The sequence below is a fragment of the Flavobacterium sp. LC2016-13 genome (assembly GCF_009707955.1).
Classification (GTDB): domain Bacteria; phylum Bacteroidota; class Bacteroidia; order Flavobacteriales; family Flavobacteriaceae; genus Flavobacterium.
Genome location: NZ_WMDQ01000003.1, coordinates 1 through 19,604 on the forward strand (window position 1 = coordinate 1; position 19,604 = coordinate 19,604).

The window sequence follows — 19,604 nt, forward strand, 5'->3', positions numbered from 1 at the left end:
CCTGCTGCCCTCCATAGGATTTCTCCCAAAGGATATCCTGGCAATAACTAAAAAATGGCAGTAAAATAAAAAGTAATGTGTAAAGTTTTTTCATTAGCCTATTGGAAATTTACTATTTTGATGGATTTTTAGATTTGCTCGCAAATCTATGCTTCTAATATGTTAAAACTTTACGGCTTTCCTCATTTTGCTTTAAAACTTTTAAAACCTATCATTATTACATAAGGAAATCAAATAAATACCTCCAAAAAAAGATGTCTTTGGAGGTATACTTTCTCTATAATAAAAAATGTTTAAAATCATTTATCCTGCTTCATTCATTTTTTTAGATCTACAAAAAATGGTTCGAATATTATCCCGTTAGGCTACCAGAAACAAAATAACATGCTAAAAATGTTTTAAAAATTAGCATACAGATTTTTGTGACAACATCGTAGCACATAGTGTTTTTAGAAACTGGAAATTCAGTAAAAATAAAGTCTTATAAACATTAGGCTGTAAATTACTGTATCAGAAAATAGCAGAACAAAACATCCATAAAAAAACGAGTTAAAGCATTTTTATTAATGCTTTAACTCGTTTCTCATTTATTCTTTTTTAGAATAAATATTATGTTTCCTGACTTAAATCCCTGCAGTTTTATTAATAAACTTCTGCTTTTTAAACTGATAAATCGAACCGGCAATAAAGAGAAGTAATAAAAAAATAAGCGTATTACCAATCACCGGATCTTTTATATCTTTTGCCAGCGGATGTCCTAATGGAATTCTTGTAAAAGTTTCATTAACAGTTGGAACAAGAGATAAAAAGAAACTAAAAGACAACCAGAAGTTTTCAAAATAACGTGCCCTTCCGCTATCCTTTCTTTTCGAATTCAGAAAATAGGCTGCTAATACAAGAAAGATTATAAAAATAGAAAATACATGTCCCGGATTAAAACCGCCATGTTTTGAGATACCTAATGAGGTTAAAGAGGTAACTATTGTTCCGTAAAAATATATTTTGCCGGACAATTTGTTTAAATTGATTTTACCGTATTTGATAAAATCTGTTAATGCGGCTACAATTGCGGCAACACCTATAATGGTGTGAAAAATTCCTAAACTTGATAATCCCATATTTTATGATTTAAATTTGTTTGAAAAATACATCACAAACTTCGGATAGATCAAGGGGAATAATTTTGTTAATTAGTTCAATTATTTGGCAATTTAGTCCACAAAAAAACATCCTTCGGATAAATACTAAGGATGCTTAAAAACTTCGAAAAGCTTTATTAAAAATGACCTTTATAATTACTGAATCTTATTCCCTTTTTGTCGATAATTTGTTGGACTGACACTGTATTTTCCGGTAAAACTTTTGGTAAAATTCGCGAGATCATTAAAGCCACAATCAAACGCTATTTCACTAATACGCTGATCAGAAACCTGCAGCAACTCTGCCGCTTTCTCAAGTTTTTTAGCTTTAATATAATTGGCAGGTGTATCGTGGTATATTTTTGCAAATTCACGTTTGAATGATGACACGCTTAAATTGTTTTGCTGTGCCAACTCATCAATGGTAAGCTGCGAAAACAAATTCGCTTCTATTATTTGTTTGAAAGTGTAAGTCGTAGGAGAAAAAAGCTGTGATAATATCAGCTGTATCGATTCTGAATTTTGTGTTTGAGACAATAAAAGTATAATTTCCTTTACTTTGAGTACCAAAATATCTTCGTTGATAAGCGATGGATTTTCAAAATAAAACAATAACCCTTCTATGTATTTCTGAATTAGAAAATCATTGTTTATTTTTTCGCTTGATTTATTTGATACTACATTTTTGGGTGCCTGAAATAATAATGGAAGTTCTCTGTCGTATATTTTTTTTAATATTTCCGGATAGAATGTAACGATCACAATTTCGCAATTACTGTTTGACTTTGAATTGTATATTTGTTTTCCGGAATTTATACAATTCAATAATAACGAATAATTGGCGGCAACATTTATCTGTTCATCATCAATTAGATATTCAACGTCTCCTCCTTTCACATATAAAAAACAAGCCTGTTCTGTAACAGGAAAATCAAATTTAAACGGCGGTGTTAATTCAATTTTTTGAATCAGTGTTTTGCCATATAGATCGTGTTTTTTATAGTCGTTTATCATAAAATTCTTTTTATTATGCGTAGATTAATTTTTCTAATTCTTCGCGATGTTCTTCACCCCATCGAGCTGTATATTCAATTGCCGGTATGAGCGATTTTCCTAAAGAAGTCAATTCATATTCAACTTTTAATGGACGTTCATCATAAGTGATTTTGGTTAGAATACCATGATTAACCAATTCGCTTAACTGAGTATCAAGAAGTCTTCTGGATGCTTTTGGTATTTTTCGCTGCAGTTCACCAGGACGCTTTATACCTGAATAAATACACCAGATCAGACTAATTTTCCATTTGCCCTGAATTACCTCCATAAATAAATGCAGTCCGCAATCTAAATTTACAGGAATCTTCTTTTTGTACATAACGATTTGAATTGATATCAAAGGTAAAATATAAAAATGATAAATCTTATACGGCTGAATTTAGCCGTACTTGACTGATTTAAAAGCGATCTGTAATTTTACAAAAAATTAAAAGCACTATGAAATACAAATTATTCGGAACTGGAACTGGCTTATATTCGAGCGAAATTATATTGGGTGCGGCGAGTTTTGGAACTCGTAAAGGACACGGAACAAGTCCTGAAGAAGTTCATAAAATATTAACGGCTTATGCAGATGCGGGCGGGAATTTTATTGATACTTCTGACCGATATCAACTTGGGGAATCGGAAGAATTGATTGGTAAATTTATTGAACACCAACGCAGTAATTTCATCATCTGCACAAAATATACACAAAGCAACGAAGCTACGCCTAAAATCAGCAATTTTGGAAATCACCGTAAAGCAATGAGACAAGCTGTAGAATCAAGCCTGAAACGCTTAAAAACAGATTATATTGATCTTTATATGCCGCATTTTGATGATGGAGTTACACCTCTTGATGAAATTATAAGAGGTTTAGAAGATCTGGTTAAGAGTGGAAAGGTTCTTTATACCGGATTAACTAATTTTCCGGCATGGAAGGCTGCTGCTGTCGCCGCTTCGACCAAATTGACTGCCGTGCAAATCGAATATAATTTATTACAACGTACTGCAGAACGTGAATTTGTTCCAATGGCAGAACAGTTTGGCTTAGGAACCATGATGTATTCGCCTTTGGCTGGTGGCGCATTAACTGGAAAATATAGAAAAGGAGAAACGGGACGAATATCTCTTGGTGGTTCTGATTATCAAGAAGATGAAAAATCAAAAGCAATTCTGGATCAGCTTTTTTTCATTGCAGAAGAAGTTGAAGCAACACCCGGACAAGTGGCTTTTGCCTGGGTAAAATCTAAAGGCGCTTTTCCAATATTAGGAGCGCGTACAATTGATCATTTTAATGACGGAATAAAAGCTTCTTCAATTGAGTTACCAACTGAACATATTGAGCAATTAGATAAATTGAGTGCTATTACTTTGGGATATCCGCATGATCTGTTGGCAAGCGTAAGAGGTTAATAACAGATTCATAAAAAGAAAATCTCGTAGGTCACAATGTGTTTTTAGAAAAATCACAAAAGGCTGATTAATTTAAAAAATGCGGTGACTAAATTGTTTTCTCAACGCATTTTTTTATTTTAAGATCGTGGTTTAGGCAGGTTTCTGTCGTACATGATAATAGTTCCTGCCACAGCTACATTTAAACTTTTTTCTGATTTAAATTTTACTAAATGATGGCATTTATCCATTACTTTTTTGGATAAGCCATGATCTTCTGCTCCTAATAAATAGACACAACGTCTTGGATGTTCAAAGGTTTCTAAATCAGACGCTTTTTCATCTAACTCAACACCAACCAATCGTGCTCCTTTTGGTAAGTTTTCAAAGAAAGCTTCAAAAGTATCATAATGAAAATAAGGAATTGCTTTTACTGCATCATGAGTATCACTGGCTTGTTTAGCATATCGATTGCCTATGGTAAATATAAAAGTAGCGCCTAAATTTTGAGCAGATCGCCACAAAACACCCAAATTTTCAGGTGTTTTTCCGTTTTGTATTCCTATCCCGAAATATTCATTAATAAAATTATCATTCATAAGGCAAAAGTACAAACTGCAAGTACATAAATCAATTTTTTATTGAGATGAATGAAGACCCGATATTCGTAAACTTCTAATATTGCATCTAAAAATAATTAAAATATTAATTTTAGCCTTTTCCTATTTCAACAGTACACCTTTATATTTATCAATATTTTTTAAAACAATACCAGTACCTCTAACAACAGCTCTTAAAGGATCTTCTGCAATATAGACCGGAAGTTCTGTCTTCTGGGAAATTCTTTTATCAAGACCGCGAAGCATTGCACCTCCTCCAGCGAGATATAATCCTGTATTATAAATATCTGCGGCAAGCTCAGGAGGCGTGATTGAAAGCGTTACCATAATAGCGTCTTCAATTCTCAATACAGATTTATCTATAGCTCTTGCTATTTCTCTCGATGTAATCCTGACTTCTTTGGGTTTACCGGTAAGCAAATCCCTTCCGCGTACCATCATGTCATCAGGAGCATGCTCAAGTTCTTCAATTGCAGCACCTACCTCAATTTTTATTTGTTCTGCTGTTGCCTCGCCAATATAAAGGTTATGATGTGTTCTCATATAATAAAGTATATCTCCGGTAAAGACATCTCCTGCTATTTTTATTGATTTGTCACAAATGATTCCTCCCAGCGCAATTACAGCAATTTCTGTAGTTCCTCCACCAATATCAACGATGATATTTCCTTTGGGTTGCATTACATCTAAATCCATTCCTATAGCAGCAGCCATTGGTTCGTGAATTAGAAAAACTTCTTTTCCGTTCACTCTTTCGCAGGATTCCCTTACGGCTCTCATTTCAACTTCGGTAATACCGCTTGGAATACAAACCACCATTCGTAACGCCGGAGTGAAAAAGTTTTTCTTTATTTCAGGGATATTTTTTATAAATGAGTTAATCATTTTCTCTGAAGCATCAAAATCTGCAATCACACCGTCTTTAAGCGGACGTATTGTTTTAATGTTCTCGTGTGTCTTTCCCTGCATTAAACTGGCTTCTTTACCAACGGCAATAATTTTACCGCTTCTGATATCTTTTGCCACAATTGAAGGGCTGTCTACTACAATTTTTCCATTATATATTATCAAAGTGTTGGCTGTTCCCAAATCCATAGCGATTTCCACTATCATAAAATCAAATAATCCCATAATATCGTTTTTAAAAAAAACGGCATTGTTAGTGTTTTATTCTCTCTAAAAAATTAAAATTAGGTTAAAAAGCAAAAAAACACGTAGCATTCTCCTTTATAGTTTTGGGTTTCTATTAATTATTCCATGTATGTTTGTATCTGTAAAAGTCTAAATTTCATAAAAAAATCTCCTGCCAGAACAACAGGAGATTTAATACTCTAATACAAAATAACTAATCAATCAATAACAGTGTTTTTCTTTATTTAGAAAACTCAACCGTTTTTAGTTTTTGCCAGCCTCCGCGAGTAAAATCAGGGATTTCAACAGGTGAAGAATTATTATCCAAAGAAATTTCTGTTAACGGACTTAGGCATGACCATTCAGCCAAATCGTAAACATCCATATCTAACGGAAGTCCGTTTTGAATACAATAAAACATACGGTAATCCATGATAAAATCCATACCACCGTGACCGCCTACTTTTTTGGCTTTTTCTTCAATATCTTTTACGATTGGATTTTTATATTTCTCCATTAATAACTTTTTAACATCTTCAGATACAAATTCTTCTGCATTCAGGTTTTGATAATCTTTAGAGATTTCTGTTCCTACTTCTTTAGCATCAATAGCATAACCTTCAATTGGATATTTATTTGCAAATCCTTTTGTTCCAGTTAACTGATACATTCTGCTATAAGGTCTGGGACTTGTAACGTCATGCTGAATCTGAATTGTTTTTCCCTTTTCAGTACGAATCATGGTCATCGTGTGATCTCCATTTCTGAAATCTGTTACTACTTCGCCTGTTTTTTCTTTAATAAAAGCAGGATTTCCAACCGCTTTAGTATCCATAGAAACTAAGAAATTCATTTTATCTCCTCTGTGAATATTTAGAGCCAAACATGCAGGTCCCATTCCGTGTGTAGGATAAATATCGCCTCTGTGTTTGCGGTTATAATCCATACGCCAGTTGTTCCAGTAATTTCCCCAATATGGCTGAAGTCCGTGAATGTATGAACCTTCAGCATGAAGAATTTCTCCAAAAACACCTTGCTGCGCCATGTTTAAAGTTGTCAGTTCGAAGAAATCGTAAACGCAATTTTCAAGCATCATACAATGTTTACGGGTCTTTTCTGATGTATTAATAATATCCCATATTTCGTCCATAGTTAGAGCGCCAGGAACTTCAACAGCAACGTGTTTTCCGTCTTTCATTGCTTGTACAGCAATACTCGCATGATGTTTCCAATCCGTCACAATATAAACAAGATCGACATTTTTAAGTGATGTTACTTTTTTCCATGAATCTTCTCCAAAAAATGTTTCTGCTTTTGGCATTCCGTGCTTTACTAAAGTATCATTCGCTGCTTTTGTTCTGTCTTCTAACATATCGCAAAGTGCCACAATTTCTACTCCCGGAATGTGTGTAATACGCTCAACTGCACCTGTACCGCGCATTCCTAAACCAATAATGGCTACATGAACGACCGGAATTGCAGGCGTCGCTAAACGCAAAACATCGGTTTGACCTTTATCTCTTTTGGGTGTTTTTGTTTTTATGATTTGAGCAGATGCATCGCAAATTCTTAATAGCAAAAAAGCTATCAGCAGAAATTTTAAACTTGAACTTTTCATTTTTTTTAATTTAAATATAATTTATTGAGGTGAGTTACTTGTAATGTTTTGTTTGCTTATACTTTTATATAAGTCTTATTTTTGTGCATGTACCAAAGTAGGAAATAAAGGATTCCGAAACCTGCTAAATCGCAAAACGCATCATAATATGCTCCGGTAAATTGTTCGAAACCATAGAAAACCTGTTTGGCTATCAGAGAAAAATTTAAAACATGCGAACCAACGTAAGCCGCAATGGCATTTAGGCCGATAATTCGAAACGGATATGCCCATTTTGTATATCCTTTTACATCGACAAGCCAATAAAATAAAGCCAGTAAAACAAAACTAATTCCTGATGAGAATATCACAAATGAGCTCGTCCATATTTTTTTAATAATTGGGTGCCATAAACCTATAATTAATGAAATAACTATTCCGGTTATTCCAATTAAAAATAAATAGTTCGCAATTTTTTGTCTTGATAATGAAGACAGTAACAATTCACCAGCAAATAATCCGGACATTGTTGTGGCTGTAAATCCTAATCCGGTTAAGAGCCATGAATATTGTGTTTGATCGTAAAAACGTCCAAAAACCTGTTGATCAATATAAATGGGAAGATTTTTATTGGGTAATAATTCGAAACTATGTCCGAAGAAACTCGGAATTGATACTAATACGGCATATAAAATAAGGCATCCTGCAAAAAATATATATCTTCCTTTTTTAGATAAATTGATGTAAGCTATTGATGAAAATAAATAGCCTACTGCAATGGCCTGAAGTGTATTACTGAATATTTGAAACTTTGAAATATCCAAAAACAATAAATTTCCCTGAACAATCCATCCCAAAATAAACAGAATTACAAATCGTCTTAAAATGTGTGAATACAATTTAAAATCTGATCCTGTTTCTGTGCTTCTTTTTCCTAATGAAAACGGAATTACAACTCCTACAACAAACAAAAACAAAGGCATTATTACATCATATAAATGAAAACCAATCCACTCCGGATGTTCAAACTGATCTGCCAAAGTTTTTGTAAAACTGGTTTTGGCTGCTGTATTTAAGTTGTAGAAAAAACGATCTGCCACGATGATCATTAATAAATCAAATCCTCGCAGCACATCTACAGACATCAGGCGATTATGTGTTATGACTTTATTCATTTGATTTATGTTCTTTTTTGATTGAAATTTTGATGAAATAATTCCGGGATTTTAATTAAATCGCCGGAATTATTTTTAAAAATATATTAACTCGATAGCTCATGCCATTAGATTTAAAAATGACCTCGCTTCAAAAAACTTCCTATCTAATGGCATATTTTGACAGGCTATCGATGACAAACTACAATTTTAAGGTTGAAAACTTAGACGCTTCAGGAAAGTTTGCAACGGCAGACCATCCAGCAGTCATTTCTGTAATTGCAATACCAATCGAACCTCTTAATGTTCCTAATTGTGACTTCGGAATACTAAATTCCATTGCATTAGCAGTATCTGAAATACTTATAAGTCCTGATGCATTTAAATTTACTCCAGAACCGGCAATAGCAGCCCAGCCCCAGCCTCCGTTAGGATCTGTATGATTGTAAAATGCTCCCCAGCCATTGGTTACCATAGGGCCTTCGAATAAAAATTCTGCTCCGGAACCGCCTGGCCAACTGCTGTGTAAAAATCCGGTTTGTGTATTACCGTCTGTATTAATAAACATGTCTACCAATTCCATCTGCATTTTTTTATTTCCTTCTAAATACACACTCACATTTGCACCTTTAGCCCAAATTTTAATTAATTGGATAGATCCATTTCCGGATGTATTTTGATCTGTAATGTCAACATCTGCCCACTCTGCAAAATCACCGTCGATTTTAACGTCTATAATTTTTATAGGAGGCGCTGATATTACTTTTGTGATAAAGGCTTCTTCTCCGGCGTCGTTTGTAACAGTTAAAGAAACTCTGATTTCGCCTCCAATTTGATAGGTATAAACTGGATTTTTTTCGCTTGACGTAAAATATAAATCTCCAAAATCCCATCTGTATTTTGTTCCGTTTGTAGAAAGATTGGTAAACGTAAAAGTGCTTCCGTCACTTGTAAATGAAAAATCTGCTGTAGGTTTAGTTGCTGAATCCGAAGCTGCATTGTCGCTCGAACAACCTATTAGCAATAACAACGCTACCAGCATTGTTATATATTGGGTTAATTTTATTTTTTTCATGGTTTTTTGTTTTAAATGTTTTTAGAACTATTTAATGATAACCGTTTGTGATAATTTATTGAATCCCGTTGTAGATTCCCATAATCCTGTATTGGCAAGACGAATAGAATAATCAGGACGTTCGCTCAGTTTTGATGAGCTGTCTTCTATCTTTAAAAGCAATTCATAAGTTCCCGCAGGAAATTCTGTTAAACTCACCGTTTCTTTTAAATCGAAAGTTACTCTTGGAATAACTTTTCTAACATCAAAGCTTAATTTTTTCTTGTACACTGTTCCGTTGGTCGCTCTTAAAATTAAATAAGCATTTTTTGGATTGTAAACGGGAGCAAAACCTGAATTATTAAGTACTGCATTCAATTGTAAAGAACCATTCAATGCAACTTCTTTTGTAATGCTTGAAGATACCAATGCAAGCCTGTAACCTAACTTTCTTTCAAAATCTGTAAAGCAATTATTATTTCTCCATTCTTGTAAGACCGGACCATAATAATCAAGATTCAGGTATGTCCATTTTAGTGCTGTCATTTCCTTTTCGGCAATGCTGCAACTTGCAACCGGAACATCGGTTGGCGGACATGTTTCTCCTCCTGTTGGGACAAAAAGGGCTTCATTGCTTATATATGTTTTATCGGCAGTTACATTGATATAAGTCCCGTAATCATCAACACTGGCCATAAAACAATCATTATGAAATCCTAAACGAGCTGTATTTGTGGTTCCGTAACCTACAGTGGCGTCCATAGCGGTTGTAGTGGCTACGAAATCTTGTTTGATTTTTGGCGTTCTTACCTGAATTTTAATTTCTTTTGGAAAAGTTTCTAAAAGTTTGTCCAATATCAATTTTTTATTCGCCGGTGTAGTAAGTTGGTTTGTGGTATAATACCACTCTCCCCAAGCTCCAACAAAACCTGCCTGAACAAAAGCAATAACATCTTTATTTTCTTCAAGAATTGGTTTCAACTGATCTAAATGTCCTGAAATAACCGCAACAGAAGCATCAGTACCATCCTGGGCATCGGTATAAGCAAAACGCAAAACACATTTTAATCCTGCTTCTCGTAAACGTGTAAAATCAGTTTTAATAAGATCTAATTGCGTTTGGCTTAAAGCTGTAGTTTTGAATTTTTCTAAGTAATACAAACGCAAAATAAGGCTCACATTTTCTTTCTTTAAATTTGCTAAAGATGCCGCTGTTATTGCTGCGCCTTCTGAATTTACCTGCCAAGAATGCATAAAACCACGTTCCGGATTTGTAAAAACTTCGTTAGAAGCCGTATAAGTAACTTTTCCCTGTCCGTCTACTTCTTCGTCAGCGTTACTTCCGCTATCGCTTTGACAACTGGATGCAAGATTTAGAAAAAGGAAAATTAATATTAGTAAATGCTTCATATTTTTTTTAATTAAATTATTCTGATTAGTCATTATCTTCACAAAAAGTGATAGTCTTCTTAAAAATTAATTATATCCCGGATTTTGAAGGAATTTACCTTTTCCTTCACTTATTCTATCTAAAGAAAAAGGGAATAAAGCTTTATACGGCGCACTTTGACTCGCTGCACCATTTAAAGAAAGTGCATGTTCTGTATATTTTCCGTGTCTGATTAAATCTGAACGATATTGCCCGTTTTCACACCAGTATTCGTGTGATCTTTCTAAAAGAATCATATCATTAAAACTTGCCAAAGTATTATAATCAGCTAATTCTATTTCGCTAATTTTAGCTCTTCTTCTTACGATATTTACTAAATCAATTGCTTCCTGAGTTGGCGTTCCGGTTTTGTTTACCAATGCTTCAGCTTTTGATAATAATACATCAGCATAACGATATACAATAATATCAACTGTAGTTAAAGCCGATTTTCTTGCTGCATCGGGATTGATTTTTAAAGGAATTGGTCCCAATTGCATATAATTTGCAGGATTTGCTCTGTTATACGTTACGCCATCTGTTCCTGTATATTCTGCAACAAGTGCAGTTTTACGAATGTCAGTTGCTTCAAAAGAATCATAAAATTTCCATGAACTTTGTATGGTTCCATAACCTGTTGTTCCTGGAAAATTAGCCGGTAAAGCCATCATCTGCCATTGGTTTTCGCTTGTTCCTGCATAATCTGCCGGAACAGCCCAAATTACCTCTTTGCTTTTTAATGGTGCTGTTAATCCCCATAATCCAACATAATCAGCTTCAAGAGCATAATAATTCATAGCCATAATTGCATTGGCTTGCTCCTCTACTTCTGCCCATCTTTTTTCATGAAGGTATAATCTTATTAGAATCATTCTTGCTATACCTTGGCTAAATCTACCATAAGTAGCTTTGTCCGGCGCAGGTAAATCTACTGCGGCAGCTTTCAGGTCATTTTCGATAAAACTCACCATATCAGCATTAGAAAGTCGTGCTAAAGGTTCTTCTATTAATGGTTTTTGCAATACTTCAAGTGGTGCAACTACAATTGGACCGTACAAGTCAAAAAGTTCATAAGCTAATAATCCTCTTGCGCATTTAATTTCGGCAATTGCTTGCTTTTTAACCAGTTCATTAACGTTTGATTTTTCAATTCTGTCGATGCTCAAAGTCATCCCGCTTATTTTGTTATAAAAAACATCATAAAAACGGGTAAAATTTGTTGACGTAGGTTTATAACTATGATAAGATGCTTCTTGCTGAACTCCGTAAGGTCCCTGAAGAATTTCGGTTGTAGCATCTAAAATAAACATCAGACCATTTTCTGAAGTTGAGTGAATTCCGTTAGCATAAGCACCTCTTAAAGGATAATAGACCGAAACTACAATAGCTTGAATGTCTGCTTCCGAAGTTGGAAATATAGCAGGATTAATCTCATCATAATTTATAGATTCTAAATCTTGGCTACATCCTGAAAAGATCAGCATTAATAATACTATTGTATAATTTTTTAAATTTTTCATATCTTTTTTATTAAAACTTAAGATCAATTCCTACTGTATATGTTTTTACATTTGGATACGCTGCTGCATAACCATCTGTTTCAGGATCGACACCATTATATTTTGTTATGGTAAAAAGGTTTTGTCCATCTAATCTGATGGCTGCACCTTGCATATATAATCCAAACCATTTTTTTGGAAAATTATAAGTCAACGATACACTTTGTAAACGTACAAATGAAGCATTCTGCATAAAGAAATCACCAGAGGTGTAATTTGAGTATCCAAAATTGGAACTTGGTCGAGAATTTGTTGGATTATCCGGTGTCCATCTGTTATAAATAGCAGTTGTCGCATTTCTTCCATATTGCGCTACCCCGTCTGCAGATACGCCGTAAGCAAAATCCGTCTGGTCAACAATTTTTCTTCCGAACATTCCATTAAACTGAAAATTCAATTGAAAATTTTTATATGTTATCGTATTGCTTAAACCCGCTACAAAATCAGGATCTGCAGAACCTAGTAAAACGTAGTCAGCTTCATCAATTTTACCATCGGCTGCACCGGTTCTTAAAAATTTTCCGTTTTCATCTGTTACAGGATTTCCAAGACCATCTCTTACAAAGCCGTTAACATCTTTAATTTTTATTTGCCCCGGTAATAAATCAGGTTGTGCCGGAACTACTTCTCCAATTTGCATAACACCATCAGCTATTTGGCTATATTGTGCACGAACAGGATCATCATAATTCATATAAACAGATGGTTTCCAGTCAGGAGCTCTTTCTTTCCATTTTGTTTTAAATTTCGAATAAGTAAAAGTACTTCTCCATTTAAAATCAGGGCGATCAATGTTTACGGTACTTACAGTAAGTTCTATACCTTTACTTTGTGTTTTACCAATATTTGCCCAAACCTGGTTTACTTCATGATAACTATTAATAGGTTTTAAATTCAATAAATCTGAAACTACTCTATCATAAATCTCAAATGAACCCGAAACTCTTCTATTAAGGATTTCAAAATCAACACCAAAGTTTTTCTCTGTAGTTGTTTCCCATTTTAAATCAGGATTTTCAAGTCTTGAAGGCAATACACCAATCAAAATAGATTCATCAGGATTTAAATAAGCCGGCTGTGCATAAAAGGCACCAAAAGCACTTCCTGCAATTTCTGTGGTTGTAATATCCGCATTACCAGTTTGTCCGTATCCAAATCTAAATTTAAATTGCGATACATAATCATCTGCAAACTTCATAAATGATTCCTGAGAAACATCCCAACCAACAGCAACCGATGGAAATAAACCGTATTTATTATTTTTGGCAAATATGCTCGCACCATCACGTCTAATAGTAGAGGTTAAAATATATTTGTCTTTGTATGAATAATTAAATCTTGAGAAATAAGAGATGAAATTATTTTCGTGTTTTGAAGAGGCAACTATTTTTGTACCCGCTCCCGCATTCATATTATTCCACAAAAACGAGTCTGTAATAAAATTGTTATTTCCTAAAGAAGAAGTTTCTATGCGGTATTTTTGTTGAGAATATCCCACCAGTAAACTAAAGTTATTATCTGATCCCAGTTTTTTGGTATAGTTTAATGTAAAGTCGAATAAATCATCATTCTTTCTCGCTGTATTAATAGAAGCTCTTCCATTTTCTTTCTCTCCATATAAGGTCGTTCTTGGCAAATATGTATTTCTGCTTGAATTTCCGTTATCAAAACCTCCCTGAAATCTCGCTGTTAATCCTGGTATCGGTTTTACTTCTGCATAGAAATTAGTTAGCGTTCTGTCTACAACACCTTCATCTGAAATGGTCAGCAATGAATACGGATTTGGTTCTTGTGAACTATCCGGATTAATTGGATATTTTCCAAATTCATCCATCGCCAAAATTTGAGGTCCCTGTTGAATTGCTGCTCTAATAATTCCTGAGTTTTCAAATTGAGATACTTCCTGTCCGGTTGTAGGATCAAACTTTCCTCCTAATTGTGAGTTCTGATTATTGATTCTGCTTTTAGTCAGATTCATTCCTAAACTTATATAATTATTGATCTTTTGATCTAAGCTAAAATGTAATGAAGTTCTTTTTAAACCCGAATTTTTGATTACACCTTCCTGGTTAAATAAATTTCCGGATAAAAAATATTTTGTAGACTGAGTTCCTCCTCTTAATGATAAATTGTTTTGTTGCACCATTCCGTCTCTGGTTACCAGTGACAACCAATCAGTTCCTTTACCTGCATTCCTGATTTGCTCATCAGAATAATATCTTTTGTACGGAATTCCATTAACCGGATCAGCATTGGCTTCGTCCAGCGTTCTTGAAGAATATGGATATACTCTATTTGTAAATTCCCATTTTTCTCTTCCTGCATCATTTCGTAATTGCATCCATTCTTTCAAATCCAAAACATCATAACTGTCATTGTATTTTTGATAGGAATAAGAACCTGAATAATCTACTCTTACTTCTCCTTCTTTTCCTTTTTTGGTTGTAATTAAAATTACTCCATTTGCAGCTCTGGCTCCATATATTGCTGTAGAACTTGCATCTTTTAAAACCTCAATAGATTCTATATCATTTGGGTTGAATGAATTTAAAATTCCCTGAGTTCCACCATCGTATCGATTTCCAGTATTCGGTTGTCCAAAATCTGTAATAGGAAAACCATCCACAACTACTAAAGGCTGATTACTAGCGTTAATAGAACCCGCTCCACGAATCTGAATATTAAATCCTCCGCCTGGCTGTGCACTATTTTGAGTAATTTGTAAACCTGCAACTTTTCCCTGAAGGCCAGTTAAAACTGATGGTGCAGAAGATAAAGTCATTGATTCTCCTTTTACAGAAGAAATAGCACCCAGTAAATTCTTCTTTTTCTGAGTTCCGTAACCTACAATAACTACTTCATTTAAGGTTTTTGATACCGGCACCATAGAAACCTTAAGATTGGTTTGGTTGGCTATCAAAACTTCTTTATTGTCGTATCCTACATAAGAAAACACCAAAGCTTCTGTGTTAGAAGGAACTACAATAGTAAACGTTCCGTCAAAATCAGTTGTTGTGCCTCTTGATGATCCTTTTGGAACAATCGTTACACCAATCATAGGTTGTCCTAACTCATCTAAAACAACACCTTTGATGATTATGTCCGCATCTGATTTTTTATTTGTAATCTCTGATTTTTTGCTGCTATCCGAAGATGTTACAGCATTTACTTTTACAACAGTGACAATCAGGACTAAAACTGTAATTATTGTTTTTAAATTAAATTTTAATTCCTGATAGCTACCATTTAGTAACTTATTACTTTTTTTCATATTATTCTGGTTAGTTTATTGGTTAATGTGAAAAGCATACTTTGTGTGAGTAAAAAATGGTTAGCGATTTTAGCAAACACAAAGCGAAAGAGTTCAGGTTATGTTTTTTTTGGTTTCATAATTTTTTCGGGTTTTTGTTTTTTGTTTTGTTTTCGTTTGGTTATTTATTTTTTAACTGATATTCTTTATTTTGGGTTTATGTCTCGCCTAATTATCAATTATTTAATTACGTTTCAGATTCCGTAATTTCAAATTTTCATTTCCTTTCTTCCGAAGATTGAAACTCATTTTCAACTTCAAAATGGACCTTAAAAAAAGCTCTTTTTTAACTTCTTATTGGCTAAACTAAATAATATTTTTTAATAAACAATGGTAAAATCAAAAAAATGTGTTCGTGCACATAAAAAAAGTGTTTTCGAACACATTTTTTAGAAAAAGTATTATTAAATTCTTACTTATTTTGATTTTTCATCTCATAAGAATTTAATTTTTTATTATAAAAATTTTGCATAATTCTAAAAAGAAGCGCTTTTGATTAAAAATTCGTTTAATTAAAAAACGCAATAAAAATTCTTTTTTCTATATCTAAATCAAGGTCTTAATCTTATTTTGAAATAATATTCTCAATTCTAAATTTAGATTTTAGTGTCAAACTTGTCAGATCAAAGCACTGATTTCATTTATGAATTTTTCGGCCAATTGATCTGCTTTTTCCTGAGAACTACTCTCTGTATAAATCCGAATAATAGGTTCTGTATTTGATTTTCTTAAATGAACCCATTCAGCCTCAAAATCGATTTTCACACCATCGATACAATTCGGTTTTTCGCTATTGAATTTTTGAACTATTTTTTCTAAAATTCTATCGACATCAATTTGCGGAGTAAGTTCAATTTTGCTTTTGCTCATGTAGTAATCAGGAAAACTTTTTCGGAGTGTTTTGCACGAAATTTTGGCATTTGCGAGATGCGATAAAAACAAAGCAACGCCTACTAATGAATCTCTGCCATAATGTGATTCCGGATAAATAATTCCTCCGTTTCCTTCTCCTCCAATAATGGCATTTGTTGTTTTCATCAATTCAACAACATTAACTTCTCCAACGGCACTCGCATCGTAAGTTCCTCCATGCTTTAAAGTAATATCCCGCAAAGCTCTTGAAGATGATAAATTAGAAACCGTATTTCCTTTTGTTTTTCCTAAAACATAATCAGCGCAAGCGACCAAAGTATATTCTTCGCCAAACATCGAGCCGTCTTCGCAAATAATAGCCAAACGGTCAACATCTGGATCTACAACAATTCCAAAATCAGCTTTTTCATTTACTACTAATTCTGAAATATCAGTCAAATGTTCTTTTAAAGGCTCCGGATTATGCGGAAAATGGCCATTTGGCTCGCAATACAATTTGATACATCCCACGCCCAGTTTTTCTAACAAAGCCGGAATCGCAATTCCGCCAGTAGAATTTACTGCATCGACAACTACTTTGAAATTGGCGTTTTTAATAGCTTCTACATCAACTAAAGCTAATTTTAAAACTTCTTCAATGTGTTTTTCGATATACCCTTCTTTCTTTTCATATCTTCCTAAATCATCTACTTCTGCAAAAAGAAAATTCTCATCTTCTGCTATTTTTAGAATTTTTTTACCTGCTTCCGCATTTAAAAATTCCCCTTTATGATTTAGTAATTTTAAAGCGTTCCATTGTTTCGGATTATGACTTGCTGTTATTATGATTCCGCCGTCTACTTTATCTAATGTTACCGCAACTTCAACAGTAGGAGTTGTTGATAAGCCAATATCAACAACATTAATTCCTAAACCTGTAAGGGTATTTGAAACCAGATTACTGATCATTTCTCCCGAAATTCGGGCATCTCTTCCAATAATTACGGTTAATGATTGATTTGTGTTTTCACTTTTAAGCCACATTCCGTAAGCTGCAGCAAATTTTACCGCATTTACCGGAGTTAAATTTTCATTTACAACTCCCCCAATTGTGCCTCGTATTCCTGAAATTGATTTTATTAATGTCATGTTTTACTTGTTGTTGTTTTTGTTTTTTGCCACAGATTAAAAGGATTGAAATGATTTTTTCGCCACGAATTGCACGAATTATCGCGAATTTAATTTGTGGAAATTTGTGTAATTCGTGGCAAACTATAAACACTTTTTTATTAAACTTAGAACCTTAGCATCTTAGCAACTTAGAATCTTAGTAATGCCATCTCACAAAAGCCTCCATTGCAGCATAACTTGCGAGTCCCATTTGTTGGTAAACTTGAGCTGTTTCATGGTTTCTGTCTTCGGCTCTTTGCCAGAATTCCCTGGCATCAGTTCCCTGAAAAACAACACCGTCTTTTTGGGATTGGTGTTTGAAGATTCCGTGACGTTTTGCCAAAACCTGATCCGGACTCATCGGAACAGCCATTTCAACTTCATCAATTCCCCATTCCTGCCATGCGCCTCGGTACAACCATAACCAGCAATCGTTCATGAATTCTTTTGGTTTTAATACTTTTACAGCTTCAAAAATGGCATCCAGACAAACTTTATGGGTTCCGTGTGGATCTGCAAGATCTCCTGCTGCGTAGATTTGATGCGGTTTTATTTTTTCAATCAAATGCACCGTCAACTGAATGTCTTCCGGTCCGATTGGTTTCTTTTCAATAGTTCCGGTTTCATAAAAAGGTAATTCCATAAAATGAATCTGGTCATCGTTCAGCCCCACAAAATGACTTGTTGCTCTCGCCTCGCCTTTTCTGATCAACCCTTTAATATATCTTACTTCAGGAATATCAATTTCGCTGTTCTTTTTATTCTCTAAAAACGTTTGTGCTTTTTTGTAGATATTATCTGCTTCCGCGCTTTTGATGTTGAATTTTTCGTTGTAATCAATTACGAATCTTGCAAATCTTAAAGCTTCGTCATCCGCAACCGCGATGTTTCCCGAGGTTTGGTACGCCACATGCACTTCGTGTCCCTGTTCCTGCAAACGCATAAAAGTTCCTCCCATACTAATGATATCATCATCAGGATGCGGACTGAAAATCAACACGCGCTTTCTGGTTGGTTCTGCCCTTTCCGGACGGTTGGAATCGTCTGCATTTGGTTTTCCTCCCGGCCAGCCCGTAATGGTATTTTGCAGTTTATTGAATATTTTGATATTGATGTCGTACGCCGGACCTGAATCTGCCAGTAAATCGCTCATTCCGTTTTCGATATAATCGGCATCGGTAAGCATTAAAATTGGTTTTTTAAGATCCAGTGCCAGTCCCAAAACCGCTTTTCTGATTAATTTATCAGTCCAAATTACTTTTTCAACCAGCCACGGCCTGTTGATTCTTGTCAGTTTTGAGGAAGCCTCTTTATCCAAAACAAAAACCGCGTTATTATGTTCCTGTAAAAACGAAGCCGGAATCTGGTTGGTTACTTCATCTTCAACTGATTTTTTAATAATGCTCGCTTTTCCTTCTCCCCAGGCCATCAGGATAACGTGTTTGGCTTCCATGATTTTTTTAACCCCAAGGGTAATAGCGGTTCTTGGCGTATTGCTCAATCCCGAAAAATCCTTGCTTGCCGCAACCCTTGTAATATGGTCCAGCGCTACTAAACGCGTTTTTGAGTTTTGAAGTGAACCGGATTCATTAAAACCGATATGTCCGTTTCCTCCAATGCCAAGAATCTGCAGATCGATTCCGCCCAAAGCTTCGATTTTGGCTTCGTACTCATGACAGTAATCCGCGATTTGTTCTTTGGTTAAAAGTCCGTCGGGAACATGCGCGTTTTCAGGCAAAATATCAACATGGTCAAACAAAAGTTCTTTCATGAAACGAACGTAACTGTTGATCGAATTTGGCTGCATCGGATAATATTCATCCAAATTGAAACTGATTACGTTTTTAAAACTCAAACCTTCTTCTTTATGAAGTCGCACCAGTTCAGCATACAATCCTTTTGGGGAAGATCCTGTGGCCAATCCCAAAATACAAGGCTGGTTTTCTTTTTGTTTTGATTGAATTAAAGCTGCAATTTCTTTGGCAACCGCTTTTGAGGCATCGGATGAATTGTCAAAAACAACCGTATTGATGTTCTCGAAACGCTTCTCGAATCCTGTTGCTTTGTCTATATTACTTTTTATCATTTTGAAATATATTTTATTATGTTTTTTTATTTTGAATACTTGCCTTTGCGATAAAAAAAGGCATAAGTTG

14 protein-coding genes are annotated in these 19,604 nt (G+C 34.4%); 1 reads left to right on the forward strand and 13 read right to left on the reverse strand.

What is annotated here, in order from left to right; all coding sequences use genetic code 11:
* Positions 1-623: 623 nt before the first annotated feature.
* The 3 genes from GKZ86_RS07275 to GKZ86_RS07285 all read right to left on the reverse strand — a co-directional run bounded on the left by GKZ86_RS07275 (position 624) and on the right by GKZ86_RS07285 (position 2,514).
* Positions 624-1,118 (reverse strand): hypothetical protein, encoded by a 495-nt coding sequence (locus tag GKZ86_RS07275; protein ID WP_154782451.1) that lies wholly within the window; start codon positions 1,116-1,118, stop codon positions 624-626.
* Between the two features lie 177 nt (positions 1,119-1,295).
* Positions 1,296-2,153 carry an AraC family transcriptional regulator gene (locus tag GKZ86_RS07280; protein ID WP_154782452.1) on the reverse strand — a complete coding sequence of 286 codons (858 nt, stop codon included), beginning with the start codon at positions 2,151-2,153 and terminating at the stop codon, positions 1,296-1,298.
* Between the two features lie 13 nt (positions 2,154-2,166).
* On the reverse strand, positions 2,167-2,514 hold the full coding sequence (locus GKZ86_RS07285) for a helix-turn-helix domain-containing protein (RefSeq protein ID WP_154782453.1): 348 nt from the start codon (positions 2,512-2,514) through the stop codon (positions 2,167-2,169).
* A 119-nt stretch (positions 2,515-2,633) separates the two neighbouring features.
* Here GKZ86_RS07285 and GKZ86_RS07290 point away from each other — a divergent pair, with 119 nt between their 5' ends.
* On the forward strand, positions 2,634-3,593 hold the full coding sequence (locus tag GKZ86_RS07290; RefSeq protein ID WP_154782454.1) for an aldo/keto reductase: 960 nt from the start codon (positions 2,634-2,636) through the stop codon (positions 3,591-3,593).
* A gap of 119 nt (positions 3,594-3,712) precedes the next feature.
* Here the strand turns inward: GKZ86_RS07290 and GKZ86_RS07295 are convergent, their stop codons facing one another.
* From GKZ86_RS07295 to nagB, 10 genes are all read right to left on the reverse strand, one after another.
* Positions 3,713-4,171 (reverse strand): RNA methyltransferase, encoded by a 459-nt coding sequence (locus tag GKZ86_RS07295; RefSeq protein WP_059116813.1) that lies wholly within the window; start codon positions 4,169-4,171, stop codon positions 3,713-3,715.
* A 123-nt stretch (positions 4,172-4,294) separates the two neighbouring features.
* Positions 4,295-5,323 (reverse strand): rod shape-determining protein, encoded by a 1,029-nt coding sequence (locus GKZ86_RS07300; RefSeq protein WP_154782455.1) that lies wholly within the window; start codon positions 5,321-5,323, stop codon positions 4,295-4,297.
* Between the two features lie 241 nt (positions 5,324-5,564).
* Positions 5,565-6,941 carry a Gfo/Idh/MocA family protein gene (locus GKZ86_RS07305; protein WP_154782456.1) on the reverse strand — a complete coding sequence of 459 codons (1,377 nt, stop codon included), beginning with the start codon at positions 6,939-6,941 and terminating at the stop codon, positions 5,565-5,567.
* Between the two features lie 56 nt (positions 6,942-6,997).
* On the reverse strand, positions 6,998-8,095 hold the full coding sequence (locus GKZ86_RS07310; protein WP_154782457.1) for an acyltransferase family protein: 1,098 nt from the start codon (positions 8,093-8,095) through the stop codon (positions 6,998-7,000).
* Positions 8,096-8,276: 181 nt separating this feature from the next.
* The gene (locus GKZ86_RS07315) at positions 8,277-9,149 is read right to left on the reverse strand and encodes a PKD domain-containing protein (protein WP_154782458.1); all 873 of its coding nucleotides are present in this window, start codon (positions 9,147-9,149) and stop codon (positions 8,277-8,279) included.
* A gap of 27 nt (positions 9,150-9,176) precedes the next feature.
* On the reverse strand, positions 9,177-10,538 hold the full coding sequence (locus tag GKZ86_RS07320) for a DUF4832 domain-containing protein (RefSeq protein ID WP_194632501.1): 1,362 nt from the start codon (positions 10,536-10,538) through the stop codon (positions 9,177-9,179).
* A 66-nt stretch (positions 10,539-10,604) separates the two neighbouring features.
* Entirely contained in the window at positions 10,605-12,077 is a 1,473-nt protein-coding gene (locus GKZ86_RS07325) for a RagB/SusD family nutrient uptake outer membrane protein (RefSeq protein ID WP_154782460.1), read from the reverse strand.
* A 10-nt stretch (positions 12,078-12,087) separates the two neighbouring features.
* On the reverse strand, positions 12,088-15,387 hold the full coding sequence (locus tag GKZ86_RS07330; RefSeq protein WP_154782461.1) for a TonB-dependent receptor: 3,300 nt from the start codon (positions 15,385-15,387) through the stop codon (positions 12,088-12,090).
* Between the two features lie 657 nt (positions 15,388-16,044).
* Positions 16,045-17,427: a phosphoglucosamine mutase gene (glmM, locus tag GKZ86_RS07335; protein WP_154782462.1), complete on the reverse strand. Its 1,383-nt coding sequence runs from the start codon at positions 17,425-17,427 to the stop codon at positions 16,045-16,047.
* A gap of 178 nt (positions 17,428-17,605) precedes the next feature.
* Positions 17,606-19,534: a glucosamine-6-phosphate deaminase gene (nagB, locus tag GKZ86_RS07340; RefSeq protein WP_154782463.1), complete on the reverse strand. Its 1,929-nt coding sequence runs from the start codon at positions 19,532-19,534 to the stop codon at positions 17,606-17,608.
* Between the last annotated feature and the right edge of the window lie 70 nt (positions 19,535-19,604).